At 66.0% G+C, this 14,122-nt stretch carries 16 protein-coding genes; 8 read left to right on the top strand and 8 right to left on the bottom strand.

Going from position 1 to position 14,122, the window contains the following annotated elements; translation table 11 throughout:
* Positions 1-9 precede the first annotated feature (9 nt).
* On the top strand, positions 10-756 hold the full coding sequence (locus ADBZ9O_RS04355) for an alpha/beta fold hydrolase (protein ID WP_526528735.1): 747 nt from the start codon (positions 10-12) through the stop codon (positions 754-756).
* A gap of 4 nt (positions 757-760) precedes the next feature.
* Here the strand turns inward: ADBZ9O_RS04355 and ADBZ9O_RS04350 are convergent, their stop codons facing one another.
* Entirely contained in the window at positions 761-1,471 is a 711-nt protein-coding gene (locus ADBZ9O_RS04350) for an HAD family hydrolase (RefSeq protein ID WP_526528733.1), read from the bottom strand.
* Positions 1,468-2,769: an acyltransferase family protein gene (locus ADBZ9O_RS04345; RefSeq protein WP_526528731.1), complete on the bottom strand. Its 1,302-nt coding sequence runs from the start codon at positions 2,767-2,769 to the stop codon at positions 1,468-1,470. Before ADBZ9O_RS04345 ends, ADBZ9O_RS04350 begins: the two co-directional genes overlap by 4 nt.
* Before the next feature lie 126 nt (positions 2,770-2,895).
* Here ADBZ9O_RS04345 and ADBZ9O_RS04340 point away from each other — a divergent pair, with 126 nt between their 5' ends.
* Complete coding sequence (locus tag ADBZ9O_RS04340) at positions 2,896-4,149, top strand: cytochrome P450 (RefSeq protein ID WP_526528729.1); 1,254 nt, start codon at positions 2,896-2,898, stop codon at positions 4,147-4,149.
* Here the strand turns inward: ADBZ9O_RS04340 and ADBZ9O_RS04335 are convergent.
* Positions 4,146-4,448, bottom strand: a complete 303-nt coding sequence (locus ADBZ9O_RS04335) for a DUF4193 family protein (RefSeq protein ID WP_526528727.1) — start codon at positions 4,446-4,448, stop codon at positions 4,146-4,148. The genes ADBZ9O_RS04340 and ADBZ9O_RS04335 overlap by 4 nt on opposite strands.
* A 202-nt stretch (positions 4,449-4,650) precedes the next feature.
* Here ADBZ9O_RS04335 and ADBZ9O_RS04330 point away from each other — a divergent pair, with 202 nt between their 5' ends.
* Positions 4,651-5,118: a VOC family protein gene (locus ADBZ9O_RS04330; protein WP_526528725.1), complete on the top strand. Its 468-nt coding sequence runs from the start codon at positions 4,651-4,653 to the stop codon at positions 5,116-5,118.
* Between the two features lie 10 nt (positions 5,119-5,128).
* Here ADBZ9O_RS04330 and ADBZ9O_RS04325 read toward each other — a convergent pair whose 3' ends face one another.
* Positions 5,129-5,671 carry a DinB family protein gene (locus ADBZ9O_RS04325; RefSeq protein WP_526528723.1) on the bottom strand — a complete coding sequence of 181 codons (543 nt, stop codon included), beginning with the start codon at positions 5,669-5,671 and terminating at the stop codon, positions 5,129-5,131.
* Between the two features lie 218 nt (positions 5,672-5,889).
* On the opposite strand from ADBZ9O_RS04325, the gene ADBZ9O_RS04320 reads away from it, so the two are divergent.
* Positions 5,890-7,308, top strand: coding sequence for a S1C family serine protease (locus ADBZ9O_RS04320; protein ID WP_526528721.1), 1,419 nt, complete (start codon positions 5,890-5,892; stop codon positions 7,306-7,308).
* A 52-nt stretch (positions 7,309-7,360) separates the two neighbouring features.
* On the opposite strand, the gene ADBZ9O_RS04315 is transcribed toward ADBZ9O_RS04320, so the two are convergent.
* The 3 genes from ADBZ9O_RS04315 to ADBZ9O_RS04305 all read right to left on the bottom strand — a co-directional run bounded on the left by ADBZ9O_RS04315 (position 7,361) and on the right by ADBZ9O_RS04305 (position 9,954).
* Complete coding sequence (locus ADBZ9O_RS04315) at positions 7,361-7,552, bottom strand: hypothetical protein (protein WP_526528719.1); 192 nt, start codon at positions 7,550-7,552, stop codon at positions 7,361-7,363.
* A gap of 73 nt (positions 7,553-7,625) precedes the next feature.
* A complete protein-coding gene (locus tag ADBZ9O_RS04310) occupies positions 7,626-9,017 on the bottom strand; it encodes a serine/threonine-protein kinase (protein WP_526528717.1) in 1,392 nt (463 codons plus the stop codon).
* A gap of 22 nt (positions 9,018-9,039) precedes the next feature.
* On the bottom strand, positions 9,040-9,954 hold the full coding sequence (locus tag ADBZ9O_RS04305; RefSeq protein WP_526528715.1) for an extracellular catalytic domain type 1 short-chain-length polyhydroxyalkanoate depolymerase: 915 nt from the start codon (positions 9,952-9,954) through the stop codon (positions 9,040-9,042).
* 98 nt (positions 9,955-10,052) lie between these two features.
* On the opposite strand from ADBZ9O_RS04305, the gene ADBZ9O_RS04300 reads away from it, so the two are divergent.
* A complete protein-coding gene (locus ADBZ9O_RS04300; RefSeq protein WP_526528713.1) occupies positions 10,053-11,057 on the top strand; it encodes an Rv2253/PknI dimerization domain-containing protein in 1,005 nt (334 codons plus the stop codon).
* A gap of 6 nt (positions 11,058-11,063) precedes the next feature.
* On the opposite strand, the gene ADBZ9O_RS04295 is transcribed toward ADBZ9O_RS04300, so the two are convergent.
* Complete coding sequence (locus tag ADBZ9O_RS04295; protein ID WP_526528711.1) at positions 11,064-11,678, bottom strand: TetR/AcrR family transcriptional regulator; 615 nt, start codon at positions 11,676-11,678, stop codon at positions 11,064-11,066.
* 110 nt (positions 11,679-11,788) lie between these two features.
* Between ADBZ9O_RS04295 and ADBZ9O_RS04290 the strand changes: the two genes are divergently transcribed.
* Genes ADBZ9O_RS04290 through ADBZ9O_RS04280 form a run of 3 tightly spaced genes read left to right on the top strand, consistent with a single transcriptional unit; the run spans position 11,789 to position 14,112 of the window.
* Entirely contained in the window at positions 11,789-12,430 is a 642-nt protein-coding gene (locus ADBZ9O_RS04290; RefSeq protein ID WP_526528709.1) for a TetR/AcrR family transcriptional regulator, read from the top strand.
* Between the two features lie 9 nt (positions 12,431-12,439).
* Positions 12,440-12,817 carry a DUF1622 domain-containing protein gene (locus tag ADBZ9O_RS04285; RefSeq protein ID WP_526528707.1) on the top strand — a complete coding sequence of 126 codons (378 nt, stop codon included), beginning with the start codon at positions 12,440-12,442 and terminating at the stop codon, positions 12,815-12,817.
* Positions 12,814-14,112 (top strand): threonine/serine exporter family protein, encoded by a 1,299-nt coding sequence (locus tag ADBZ9O_RS04280; RefSeq protein WP_526528705.1) that lies wholly within the window; start codon positions 12,814-12,816, stop codon positions 14,110-14,112. The genes ADBZ9O_RS04285 and ADBZ9O_RS04280 overlap by 4 nt, the downstream gene beginning before the upstream one ends.
* The last annotated feature ends 10 nt before the right edge of the window (positions 14,113-14,122 follow it).

Below are 14,122 nucleotides of genomic sequence, written 5' to 3'. Positions count from 1 at the left end.
ATTGCCTGCATGACAGTCGTTCTGGTGCATGGCAATCCGGAGACCGCCGCGATCTGGGGCCCGCTGATCACCGAGCTGGGCCGCGATGACGTGGTCTGCCTGTCCCCGCCAGGATTCGGCGCCCCGTTGCCCGACGATTTCCCCGCTACCCATGTGGCATATCGCGACTGGCTGATCGGTGAGCTTTCCGGGTTCGCCGAGCCGGTCGATCTGGTCGGCCACGACTGGGGCGGCGGGCATGTGCTGACCGCAGTCATGGCGCAGCCCGAACTGGTGCACAGCTGGGTCAGCGATGTGGTCGGGCTCTTCGACGAGGACTACGTCTGGCACGAGATGGCGCAGGTATGGCAGACCCCTGGCGACGGTGAGCTCATGGTCGAGACCATGTCGGGCGGGACATTGCAGGAACGCGCGGCAATGCTCGGCGGCTTGGGCCTTCCCGTCGATATCGCCACCACGTTGGCGGCGGCGGCGGGGCCGCAGATGAATCGCGCGATCCTGACGCTGTACCGGTCGGCGGCCCAGCCCGTCGTGCGGGATCTCGGTCGCCACCTCGAGCGGGCCGCTGCCCGGCCCGGCCTCGCGGTGCTCGCGACCGAGGACACCTATGTCGGTGACGACGGGATGCGGCGACGCGCCGCGGCGCGGGCCGGTGCCCGGGTGGAAGTCCTCGACGGCCTCGGGCACTGGTGGATGGTCCAGGACCCGGCCCGTGGCGCGGAGATGCTGACCCGATTCTGGGGAGCGCTGGACTGAGAGCTCAGTCGGCGGTGCTGCCGGGGCGCAGCACTGGCCAACCGTTCTTGACGGCCGCTTCGGCCAAACCGCGGCGGGGATTCACCGGCCGCGGATGGCCGACGGCCTGCATCAGCGGTAGATCCTCGTCACCGTCGGCGTAGAAGTAACTATTCTGCAGCACAACATCATTGGTCGCTGAGAACTGTTCGGCCGCATCAGCTTTGCGGGCTCCCCAGATGATCGGGGTGACGATCCGGCCGGTCAGCCTGCCGTCATCGTCGACGGCGAAGTGGTTGCAGATCAGATGCGGGATGCTCAGTGCGGTCGCCACCGGTGCGGCGTGGATGGTCAGCGCTGAGGAGATCATCACCACGGTGTGTCCACGATCCTGATGGGCTCGTACGACACTGCGCATCAGCGGGTAGACACGTGCGTCGATGCGGCGTGCATAGATGTCCTGCCCGAGGAGTTCAAGCTCGGCCAGTGGCTCGCCGCGGAGATATCCGGCCGCCCGGCCCATCAGCCGATCGAACTGCATCCGCCCCGAGCGGTAGCGCACTGCGGCCTCGACGACGCCAAGCATTTCGCCAATCCCGGACTGGCGGTGCCGGATTCGGTGCGCGGCGTGTGCGGCCGCGGTGAATCCGTTGACCAGGGTGCCGTCGAGATCGAAGAATGCCCCGACGGCGGGCCCGGCCGGTGAGTCGACGATGCTCGCGACAGGATCAATCACTGTGCGACCTCCCTTCGCGCTGTGCTGCTTGGCGTTGTGACGCTCAACAGGCCGATGGCCACGACGTACAGCGCTGCACACATCGTCGGGAACTGGCCTGACGGGGCGAAGCCGTAGACCGCGATTCGGGCCAGGACACCAACCGCGAGCGCCACCCCGGCCGCCAGCAGGGCCGGCCGGCTCCACGTTGGCAGCGGAACCGTAACGGTAGGTAGCGCCCGATCGAAGACCGACCTGGCCAGCCATAGCAGCGCCAGCGCGACGGCCATCACCACCGTCAGGATCATCAGCCACCCCACTCGGAAGAGCCACCACGGGCCGGTCCCGGTCTCAGGTTGCGGGAGCAGTCCGGTGGGATACCCGATCAGGGCGACGATCACCACGGGGACCATCTGCCATAGGTACAGCGCCATCACGTAGGTATTCGCCACCGGGAGTGCCCGCCGCAGCCATGATCGCCGTAGCCAGCGGGTCACCGCCGGGGCCGCGGCCATCAGGAGACCGGCCTGCGCGGTGCCGAACGCGAGCAGGGCGATATTCGGCGGGAAGTTGTTCTGGGTGTCCGCGCCTGGCGCCCCGACCATGCTGATCGGGTACCACCGCAGTCCTAGCAGCGCGGCCACCACGACGGCCGCCCCAGCGGCCAGCGCCATGGCTTGTCGACTGCTGAAAGCTCCTGCGCGCCAACAAATACCGAGCTGATAGACCGCCGCCCAGCACAGCAGGTAATTCAGCGAGCCGACCGCGGGCATCTCGCCGATGCGTGCGGCGACGTCGACGCCGAGCACTGCGGTGGCGAGCGCGACCGGAACCCACAGATTCCAGCGGTGATGCGCGGCCACGGCCAGCGGTGTCAGTGCCAACACCGCCAGATAGGCCGGGATGAACCACAGGTGCATGGCCACTGCCCAGCCCCCGAACGACAGCGGCGAACCGCCGATGCCCACCTGGCTCAGTACCGCGATAACACCCAGTACCAGAGCCACATACGCGGTCGTCGGGCCAAGGATCGCTCCGAGGCGAGTTCTCACCCATTCGGTGACCCCGACCGACCCGTGCCCGTCACCATCACGCCACCGGGTCAGCGATGCCGCGCTGGCATATCCGCCGACCAGGAAGAACACCGGTACGACCTGGAAGACCAGGGTGAGCCACTGCGTCCACGGCAGCACGTCGAGCGGGTATTCGTTACCGAACTGACCATTGCGGTAGGTGACCGCCGAGACCAGCCAATGCCCGATCACCACGACCACCACCGCGACGACCCGGTAGAAGTCGGCCGACGGTTCGCGGGTCATGTATCGAGACTATCGGCCTATAGCGAACGGGTATCGACGACTACGTCAATATCCCTGTGGTGCACAGTTATTCACTATTCGCCGCCACATCACGTGCCGGTCAGCGACACCCTGCACAATGGGGGCATGACGACCGCGGACATCTCGCGGGATCTGTTCACACAGATGCTCGACCCGTCCAATCGAATCGACCCCTACCCGACGTTCCGCACGTTGCGCGAACACGGCCCGCTGCGCCTGGACGACGCGAACCTGGTCGTGTTCTCGTCGTATCAGGACTGCGCAGACGTGCTGCGGCACCCACGCGCGTCGAGCGATCGGCTCACGTCCACGCTGGCGCAACAACAGATCGCTGCGGGTGAGCAGCCTCGGCCGTTCGGACTGGCCGGCCTTGTCGATCGGCGGCGCACCCCGGCGTTCCTTTTCCTCGATCCACCTGATCACACTCGGCTGCGCAAACTCGTCAGCAAGGCGTTCATCCCGAAGGTGATCAACCAACTCGCGCCCGATATTGCCGCGCTCGTCGACGGGCTGCTGGACCCGATCGAGGAGCGCGGTCACTTCGACGCCATCGCCGACCTCGCCTATCCGCTGGCGGTGGCAGTCATCTGCCGGCTCCTCGGTGTGCCGCTGCAGGACGAGCCGCAGTTCGGCCGTGCTTCGTCGCTGGTCGGTCAGTCCCTCGATCCGTTCCTCTCGCTCACCGGTGAGACCCCCGACGGCTTCAACGAGCGCATTACCGCAGGTCGCTGGCTGCGTGGCTACTTCAGAGACCTGATCGAACGTCGGCGTGGCCACCCTTCCGACGATCTGATCTCGGCACTGATTGCCGTCGAAGAATCCGGAGACCAACTCAGCGTCGATGAGATCGTCTCGACGTGCAACCTGCTGCTGATCGCCGGACACGAGTCAACGGTCAGTTTGATCGCGACCGCGATCCTGGCCATGGTGCGGGATCGGTCGCAGTGGGCGGCCCTTGGCGCAGATCAGAGCCGCAGCGCCCGAGTCATCGAAGAGACATTGCGCTATGACCCCCCGGCTCAGCTGCTCGGGCGGATTGCCGCTGCGGACATCACGTTTGGCGATACCGCGGTGCCGAAGGGCGACACCATGGTGTTGGTGCTCGGCGCCGCCCACCGGGACCCGGCCGCCAATGAACGGCCCGACGAATTCGATCCCGACCGCACCGCCCTGCGGCACCTGGCCTTCGGGCACGGGGCGCATTTCTGCCTGGGGGCACCACTGCTGCGGCTGGAAGCACAGGCTGTGCTGTCCGCGGTGACCGCGCGGTTTCCTCACGCGCGGCTCGCCGCGGAACCCAGCTACAAGCCGAACATCACGCTGCGCGGAATGTCAGCGCTGTCGCTGCAGGTCGGTTAGCTAGCGCAGTCCACACAAAGCATGACAGCGCCGTTCTGGCCGGCCAGCCTGTTGCGGTGGTGCACCAGGAAGCAGCTGGAACAGGTGAATTCGTCGGCCTGCTTCGGGATAACCCGCATCGACAGTTCCTCGCCGGACAGGTCGGCACCGGGCAGCTCGAAGAACTCAGCCGCATCCGCCTCGTCGACATCGATCACCGAGGATTCGGCCTCGTTGGAACGCGATCGCAGTTCTTCGATCGAGTCGTCCGGCTTGTCAGCAGTGTCAGTACCGCGCGGGGCGTCATAGTCGGTAGCCATCTGGCTCAACTCCTATTGATAGTGCGTCAATATGCGAACGGGGCACTCGCGTACATCACAACGCAGTACCGCCCGCAATGGTGCCCGCGTCATCGGCGAATGAGGTACCCGTCACACCAAGTCGCAAACCTCCATTTCAGACGGCGAAACCAGAAATTAACGCAGGCTGTTCGCCGGGCGCTGCGTCTGCAAGACTGCGGGGGTGATCCAGGGCTTCTCGCATATCGGAATCGGCGTGACCGACCTCGACCGATCAGTTCGCTTCTACACCGACGTATTCGGGTTTACCCAGCTCTACCAGCTGGACTTCGACAACAACGAAGTTGCCGCGACGATGGAGCTCGAGGGCAAGTTCCGCTCGGCGATGTTGATTCGCGGTGATATCCGCATCGAGCTGCTTCAGTGGGTCGATATCCCGATCACCGGCTCGGGCCAACGAAAGCCGATGAACGAACTCGGATTTACCCACCTTTCGTTTCGGGTGGAAGATGTCGACGGCCTGACCGAGGCGATCGTCGCCGCGGGCGGCGCGGTGATCGAACAGACCCGGACGGTCCTCGGTGACGTCGCAGATCCGGCGTCGCCGCGATTCATCTATCTCACCGACCCGGACGGCACCCGCATCGAGTTGATGCAGAATGTGCCCGATCTATCGGGGTTGGCCTCCTAAGCGCTCACGGTCACGCACCCACGTCGTGCAGGTGATGCACCACGTCGTGGAGGTAGTACTTGCCCAGCGTCTCGGTGGTGAACACCGATCCGTTGCTGCGCCGTCCCACCCGTGACCACTGCGCAGCCGACAGCGCGGTGAAGGCGTCCGCAGCACGTCCCGCCGCTACGTCCAGTTCCGCGGCGACGACATCCGCGCGCTGCGCCCAGTACCGCGCGGCCAGCGCTGTCTGATCTTGATCCCAGTTCTCGAACTCAGGGTTGTCAGATTCGAGGATGAGGCGGGCCCGCTGCGCGAAGATCGTGTGCACGTCGCGGATATGGCAGGCGTATTCGAGTACCGACCACGTCGTCGGGTCCGGTCGCACGCACGCATCGGCGCGGCGCAGCGCCGACTGCCAGCGTGGTGTCGAGGCAAGCACCTCGACGCTGATCGACTCTCGCGACAGCCCGGCGGCATCGAATCCGCAGTCCGGACACGGCTGCTCAAGAACCCAGGTCCAGTCCTTGTCATCCGGGGCAGGCACGGCAGGGTCGGTTAGGTCACCGCTCATCGGCCCACCATAAACCCGAGTCCCTGGCGCAGCGTGATCTGCGCATCATTGGCTTTGCTTTTGCGTCGCGGGCGTGCGGTTCCGTTACCGATCTGAGACCGAGTCGTGGCCAAAAGTCTTGGTCGATATAGATACATCTCTCAGTCGGATCTCAGCAGCACAGGTCATAGTTGGGCTTATCACTTTGCTGCTCTATGTCGAGGGAAGAACAACACACTATGAAGAAGCACCCGCGGTCATCGCGGCGTCAGCCAGGCTACCGCCCCGATTCGAATCACACTGCGGGCCAGCAGTATTCGACCTATCCCCAGGGCGGATATCAGCAGCCATACGACTGGCGTTACGCGATGCAGACCACGCGGCCGCCGTATGACCCTTACCGTGTCATTCATCACCCGGACGGTTCACCGACGACCCCAATCCATCCGATGCAGGCGCCAAATCTCAATGTGCGCAAGCGTTCCCGCGCCGGTGCGGTTATCGCAGGCGCAGCGGCTGTCGCCGTGGTCTCCGGCGGTGTCGGGGCGGTAGCCCTGCTCAACCGTCCTGAGACGCCCGCCGCCCTGCGCGCCGCGATACCGGCAGCATCGCAGCCGGTCGCCTCTTTACCGGCCGGCTCCGTCGAGCAGGTCGCCGCCAAGGTGCTGCCCAGCGTGGTCAAGCTGCAGATCGCCATGGGTAACGGCAGCGAAGAGGGCTCCGGGATCATCCTGAGCTCTGACGGCCTGATCCTGACGAACAACCATGTGGTGGCCGCGGTCAGTGGCCAGGGCCCATCGGGTCCCGCCACCGCCCCGAGCAGCCTCGGTGGCCTTGACGGACAGGACCCCTCCGACGGCCAGTCGCCGTCGGGGCAGGGCGTGCAGGCCACGGCGACCTTCGCCGATGGCCGCACGGTTCCGTTCACGGTGGTCGGAACCGACCCGGCTGATGACATCGCTGTCGTTCGCGCCCAAGGTGTTTCGGGCCTGACGCCGATCACCCTCGGCTCCTCCAAAGATCTGAAAGTCGGCCAGAACGTCGTCGCGATCGGCTCACCGCTCGGGCTGGAAGGCACCGTCACGACGGGTATCGTCAGCGCGCTGAACCGCCCGGTCGCCACCGGCGATCAGAGCACGGGCCAGAACTCGGTGCTCGACGCGATCCAGACCGACGCCGCGATCAACCCGGGTAATTCCGGTGGTGCACTGGTGAATATGAACGGTGAGTTGGTCGGGGTGAACTCGGCGATCGCCTCGCTCGGTGGCGGCGGTGGCGGCGGTGAGTCCGGCGGCGGCCAGAGCGGCTCGATCGGTCTTGGTTTCGCCATCCCGGCAGATCAGGCCAAGCGCATTGCCAACGAGCTGATCTCGACCGGCACCGCCACTCATGCGTCCCTGGGGGTGCAACTCAGCAGCGATTCGGCCGCCCCAGGCGCTGCGGTCGCCCAGGTCACCGACGGCGGTCCCGCCGCTGCGGCCGGCCTGCCCAGTGGCGTGGTCGTTACCAAGGTCGACGATCGGGTCATCGGCAGCTCCGATGCGCTGGTCGCTGCGGTGCGCTCGATGGCTCCCGGTGACAACGTGACACTGACCTACCTGGACTCCTCCGGCGCCACCAAGACGGTGCAGGTGACCCTGGGCCAGACCAAGGCCTGATCCGCAAATAGTCAAGCCCCGGAGGGAAATTCCTTCCGGGGCTGACTGCTATCTACGATCTGTGTCCGACGCTGGCCGCGGCGACCTCGTGGACGAACTCCCACGTCTTGGCCTCCCATGACGCATGCGTGGGATCGATGAGCACCGACACGGTGATCACTGCCACCGCGACCACGGCCACCACTGCAACCCGCACCCACCACAGTTCCCAGAACTCGCGTCGCGTCCGCCCGTCTCGCATCACCTGACCAGTCTGCGCCCGCCATGCTGAGAACTTGCTGAAGGTGGCCGGTCCCGGCATGCCGAGTTCGCGCGGCCTACGCAGGCCCGGTCAGGTTGCCTTCCCTGATTTCTTCGCGGCACTGCACCCGCGAGTTCCCGGTCTGCTGCACGCACACCGCGACCTGCTCTTCGATACCCGGCGCATACACCTGGTCGGTAGGACCGGGAGTAACTGTGGGAGAGGGCACTTGGCCGTTGTAGAGCGACCACATTGCATCGCCGGTGCTCGGCAGCTTCGCGCAGTAGGCGGTCTGCCCAGATGTCGACTGCCCGGCCGCCCCGAGCGTGGCGCAGTCGGCGCCGATGAGTACGACCGGCACCGCAGGTGCCACGGGTGCGGGGGACGTCGACGAGGCCGGCGCAGCGGGTGCCTGTGCAGGGCGCTCGGCGGCCTCGTGCCGATTGCTGTTGGTGACGATCATCGCCGCGGCCGCCCCACCGACCAGTATCAGCCCCAGTGCGGCCACCGGAACCAGGACGGCAGGCCGCAGCTTCGGTTTGGGTGCCGCCACCGCCTGCCGATGGCGCGGGGCCGCGACCGGCTGCGCAGCCATCGTCGCCTGATCGTCATCGAAATCGCCGCCGGCGCTGCCGATCCGTCGCTCAAGAGCTTCGGCGAAGTCCAGGCAGGACTGATACCGGTCCTGTGGCGATTTGGCGAGGGCTTTGGCAAATACCGGATCGAGGTTGGATAACTCGGGTCGCCGGTCGGCGATCGGCGGTGGTGGCGCGGTGAGGTGCTGACTGATGACGGCGGCCTGGTTGGGATGCTGAAACAGCGTGGTTCCGGTCAGTAGATGAAAAGCCGTGGCGGCCAGCGCATACTGATCGGCCCGGCCGTCCATCGTCTGGCCCATCAGCTGTTCCGGCGCGGCATACGCCACGGTGCCCACCGTCATACTGGTACCGGTCAGTCCGCTTGAATCATCAATCCGCCGGGCAATACCGAAGTCGGCCAACAGAACTCGCTCTTTACCCAGCTCCGGCCGGGACAGCAGGATATTGGCAGGCTTGACGTCACGGTGCAGCAGTTGGTGCTGGTGCGCGTAGTCGAGAGCATCGGCGACCGCGGTGATGATCCGCACCACGTCATCCGACGGCATCCCGCCGGAGTAACTCTCCTGCTGCAAGCGGGCGACGTCGGTGCCCTCGACGTAATCCATCGAGATCCACAGCTGCCCCTCGAACTCGCCGCGGTCGTGGACGCCGACGATATGCGGATGCCACAACGTGGCGGCGATATCGGCCTCTCGGTTGAACCTGGTGCGGTACTCGTCATCGCCGGTGAATTCGGCGGGCAGGATCTTGAGGGCATCACGACGCGGCAGCCTCGGATGCGCGACGAGGTATACCTCCCCCATCGCACCTGATCCGAGTCGCTGCAAGACGGTGTAGCCAGCGAAGAGCTGGCCGTCCCCAAGGGGCATGGGCGAATGGTAGCGGAGTCAACTATCTGGCGTGCATGAGGAAGAACTGTCCACTTGCCAGCGAGATGTCGGTGGCCCCGGTGGCCAGGCCCACCGCATCGGCGGGCAACGCGAAGTTTCCGCGTGGCCAGGTGTGGCCGCCGCCGTCCACGCTGAGCAGGACCACGGCGCTACCGTCTGCACATCCGGCGGCGGTCAGTCGGCGCACTGAGGTGCCGTCACCGGTGTTGGGCAGGGTGTCCTGGACAGGCGCCGGACAACCATCGAGATCACGCCACCGGGCAGCCATCGCCGTCGCGGACAGGATGTCGCTGACACCGCCGCGGCCGTTCATCGTGCCGCCGTCATAGGGGACCACCGGGTCGGCGGTGCCATGTGTTTCCAAGACCGCCACCGGGCGCGACGGCGCACACCCGACCCCGGCGCCGAGCGTGCCCGATACCGGTGCGATGGCGGCGATGAGGTCGGCGCGGTCGCACGCCAACCGGTTGGTCATGAACGCGCCTGCTGACATCCCGGTCGCGAAGACCCGACCGGGCGCGATGCCGTAATCGCGGATCAGCGTGTCCGCCAGCGCGGACAGGAAGCCGACATCGTCGACACCCCGGCGATCTGGCGTCGACGCACCACGGCCGTCGGCCCAGCTGCGGTCGATACCGTCGGGATAGACCACGACCAAACCGAGTTGATCGGCCACGGTGTCATAGTGCGAGATCGCCGCCTGCTCAGCGCCAGTGGAACCCGCACCGTGCAGGTTGATCACCAACCCGGCCGGATGGTCGACTCCGGCCGGGGCGTGTACCAGGTAGGTGCGTTGCGCACCGCCGAAGCTCAGTTGCCCGGCGGTATCGCCCGCTGCCGCCGCAGGCGGGGCGGCCATCATGGCCACCCCGCACAGCACCGCAGTCATTCGAATCAGGTGGGCCCAGGCTGACATGGGCAAAAGTATCGACAAAGCAGTTGGCCAGCAGGTGAACTGGAGATGCCTGGCCGCGCCGGACCAGCCGGGCACTATGCTCCACACCATCCCGCACCATGGAGAGGAATGGGCCGGCTTTGACAAGTCCCCGCAAACGACTCTTCGCGATCATCGGGTTGCTCGCCGTGGTGGCGACGTCCGCGGCCATCCTGGTCGGGACGCTGACGCGGATTTCCGCACCGAAGGCAAGCGAGCAGGCGACGGCCGAAACCACTGGACCGGGTATCAACGGGACCTACCGGATCGACTACGACGCCCAAGGCCAGCTGAAGAACGGTAAGCCGGTTCCGGCGGAAGCCATCCCTGCCTTCGCCTGGTCGTTCCACTCGGCGTGCCCGGACACCGGCTGCGTCGCCACCGCAGCACGGTTACGCGGTGGTGGCACCGATCTGAAGGTCGTCCTCGATCTGGTCGACGGCCGGTGGGTGGAAGCCCATCAGGCCGAAGCCGGCGAATGCCCCGGCGGAGGGACGGCGCCGCACCTGGTGTCCTGGTCGTTGTCACCGGCCGCGGACAACACCTTCGTGGGGACGCAGACCGATATGTACATGGGCACCGGGTGCGCGACGGTGCTGCAGACCCCGCTCACCTTGACCCGGACCGGGAGTGCCGCGCCGACGGGAGTGGATCCGGCCGCCCTGCCGCCGCGTATCCCCGCGGCTCCCGAAGGGCTGCATGGTCGCTACACCTTCACCCAGACCAGGCGCGGCGAAGGCGAATCGCCTGCGCCGTATCCGGTGGACGTGCGCACGATCTGCGCCAGGAATTCGGTGAGCTGCGGATCGCTGTTCACCTCGCGCGAAGATGTCGGCCGCGACCACGTGCAGGTTTACCAATTCACCCCCGACCGGTGGACCTGGGGCGCCGAGGTCGACGGCACCTGCACTGCCGGCGGTGAAGTCAAAGGTACGGTCCACCAGAAAGTGTTGGTGGATCTACCACTGCCTCAACCGAATTCAGATCCCATCGGGACAGTCGCGGGCACCTCTACCACCGAATTCACCGGCGACTGCGGGGAGAACGAGAGCTCCGATATCACCTTGGTCAGGGTGGGGGATTGAGTTCGCTCACCGCTTGACGGCGTGCCACACCAGATCGGCGACGGCCGCGCAATACTCGTCATCGACGGGTTCCGCGGTGTAGAGCGCCCGCACATTGATCGGTGCGACCAGCAGCTGAACCGCGGGCAGCAACTCGACACCCTCGCGCAGCTCGCCGCGTTCGCCGGCGCGTACGAATACCGTGCGCAGGGTGCCCAGCCGCACCTGCCAGAACGTCATCCTGGTGTCATCGGAATACAGCATGTGGTCTTCCAGCACCAGCGCCCGCAGCAGACTCCGGCCCACCGGGGTGTTGACGTATCCCGCGACGATGAGGGCCAACGCCTTGAGATCGCTGCGCAGCGCCCCGGTATCGGGCGTCACGTTCTGCCTACCGTCCCAACGCAGCAGCAGATCCAGCGCCAGACGTTGTCCGCTGCCCCAGTAATGCAGGATCTCCGAGACGTCGAGTCCGTGACGTGCGGCCAGCGCCCCCACGCTGAACCGTTCGATACCCCAATGGGTCAGCTCGTCGATGCCCGCGGCCAGAACGCGCTCGCGCAGTTCCGCCGGCACTGATTCGTTGACGAAGCCCGACCCCATATCCGGGACCGGGAACTCCTCGTCCCAGTTTGATGGCATCGCACCTAACCCTTCCCCATTGCGACACCCTTCCCCATTGCGACGGGTTACGCGGGCTTTCATTGCGAACGCCCCAGCTGCCTGGGTACTGCCGTCTACCATCTGCTGCTATGGGGGTTCCGGTGCCGACCGGGCTGCGCGAGCGCAAGAAGCAGCAGACGCGTGCGACGCTGGTCGCGGTCGCGCTCGACCTCGTCGACCGCCAGGGGTACGACCGGACCACGGTGGAACAGATCGCCGATGCGGCCGAGGTCTCGCCACGCACGGTCGCGCACTACTTCCCATCCAAAGACCTGATGTTGCTGTCTTTGTTGGACACCTTCACCGAGGCGGTCAACGACGAGTTGGCCGACATTCCGTTGGACACACCACCGTTGACCGCTTTGTTGACCGCCAATGTCAGGATGCTGACCAAGGCCGCCCGCGGCGAAGGTCCGATGACCGCGACGCGCGTCGGCAGCTTGTTACGCGTGGTGAACATGGCCAGGAGCCTGCAGATCAGCACCACCCGGGTGCGGTCGACCGCGACGGCCGAAGTGCTCGCCAGTCGGATCGGGACCACGCCCGACGATCCTGCGGTGACGCTGATTTCGGCGGTGTGGGCGTCGGTGACGTCCACGGCCTGGCAGAGCATGCGCATGAACGAGACGCTCGATCGCACAGCGGTCGAGGATCTCCCCGACTTCATGCGCCGAACCCTGACAGAGACGTTCGACGATCTGGTGGACCTGACAACGGGTCTATCCGGTTAGCCTGCCGAAATGACCTTCATCGAAACCGTCGAACTCGTCGGCAGGGTGATCGACGGCGTCGGCGTCGCCGTGATCGCGTTGGGGACCGTGTTGGCGGCCGGATTGACCGCCGGACGAATGCTCCGCAGGACCGGTGACGCCTACCGAAGGTTCCGCGAACAGCTGGGAAGGTCCATCCTGCTCGGCCTGGAATTCCTGGTGGCGGCCGACATCATCCGGACGGTGGCCATCACCCCGACGGCGCAGAGTGTGGCGGTCCTCGCCGGGATCGTCGCCATCAGAACGTTTCTGAGCTTCTCGCTAGAAGTCGAGATCACGGGCCGGTGGCCCTGGCAGCAGAAGCCCGCCGAGGCGGCGGCCTCCACGCCCGACTCTGCGTCGGGATGACCGAACCGAGGGCCGCCCGCGTGCGCCGGTTCATGCGTTCGCTGGGCAAGGAGGCGCACGCCGCCCTCGGGGCGCCGGACTCCTACGGCGATGCTGAAGTCGCGGCCATGCTCCGGGAGATCGGCATCGCGCTGGTCGAGGTCGAGCAACCAACTCAGTTGGTGTCCGCCCGATTGCTGAAGATCGCCGCGCGATACACCACCCACACCGTGCGGGCGGTGGTCTTGCCGACCGTGCTGGTGGTCCAGGTCGGCAACGTCGGTTACGAAGTGGAGGCGACGACGCACGCCACCATTCAGCTCGATCTCGCCGGACGGATCGATGCGATCGCCGAACTCGCCGAACTGGGTGCCATCACACCGACCGACGCGATAGAGGCGGTCTCCGCAGCCCGCACCTTGGAGCCCCGTTTCGGACCGGTCACAACGACTATCGGCTACGCCATCACCACGGTGGGTTTCGGCATGGTCATCAACCCCACGTGGGCTTCCCTGCCCGGCTACCTCTTCCTCGGTTTGCTCGTCGGTGCCATCATCACCATCGGCAGACCGTTCCCGACGCTCAATGCCGTGCTGCCCACCGTCGGTGCGATGGTCGTCACCATGCTGGCGACCTGGTTCGTGGCCGATACCGCAAACGACGGCCTGCTGCGCGTGATCAGCCCCGCGCTGGTGGCCGTCCTCCCCGGCATGTCGCTGACCATCGGCGCCATGGAATTGGCGAGCTCCCAGATCATTTCGGGCGCAAGCAGGCTCGTGTACGGCGTCACCCAACTGATGCTCCTGGTGTTCGGCGTCGCGTTGGGGGTGCACTTTGCCGGCCAGGTGGCGCCGCAGACGCCGTCACCGCAGATGGGGTCATGGGCGTTGTACGCGGCAATCGCCGTGATCGGTTTCGGTCTCTACATCTATCTGTCGGCGCCGAAGGGCTCACTGTTTTGGCTCATCGCCTCGGTCGCCGTTGCACTTGTCGGCCAGACGGTCGGCAGCTATGTGATGTCCTCGGCCTACGCCGGCGGCGCGGTCGGCGCTTTCCTGTCTGTGCCGTTCGCGATGCTGGCCTCCCGGTTGCGAACCTCGCCGCCGGCCATCGTGATGATGCTGACGGCGTTCTGGTCGCTGGTCCCGGGGGCGTTGAGCTTCGAGTCACTCAGTGAGGCGGCCACGGGCGGCGATGTGGACGTCGCCACGCTGGGGCAGACCGTGACAGCGATCTTCTCGATCGCCCTCGGCACGTTGGTCGGGTGGAGTGTTTTCAACACCATCAATTCCAGGATGCGGCGCGGGTTACCGTGACCCGAGGCTG

Source organism: Mycobacterium sp., assembly GCF_965229105.1.
Classification (GTDB): domain Bacteria; phylum Actinomycetota; class Actinomycetes; order Mycobacteriales; family Mycobacteriaceae; genus Mycobacterium.
This window is presented reverse-complemented; position numbering and strand designations above follow the sequence as displayed.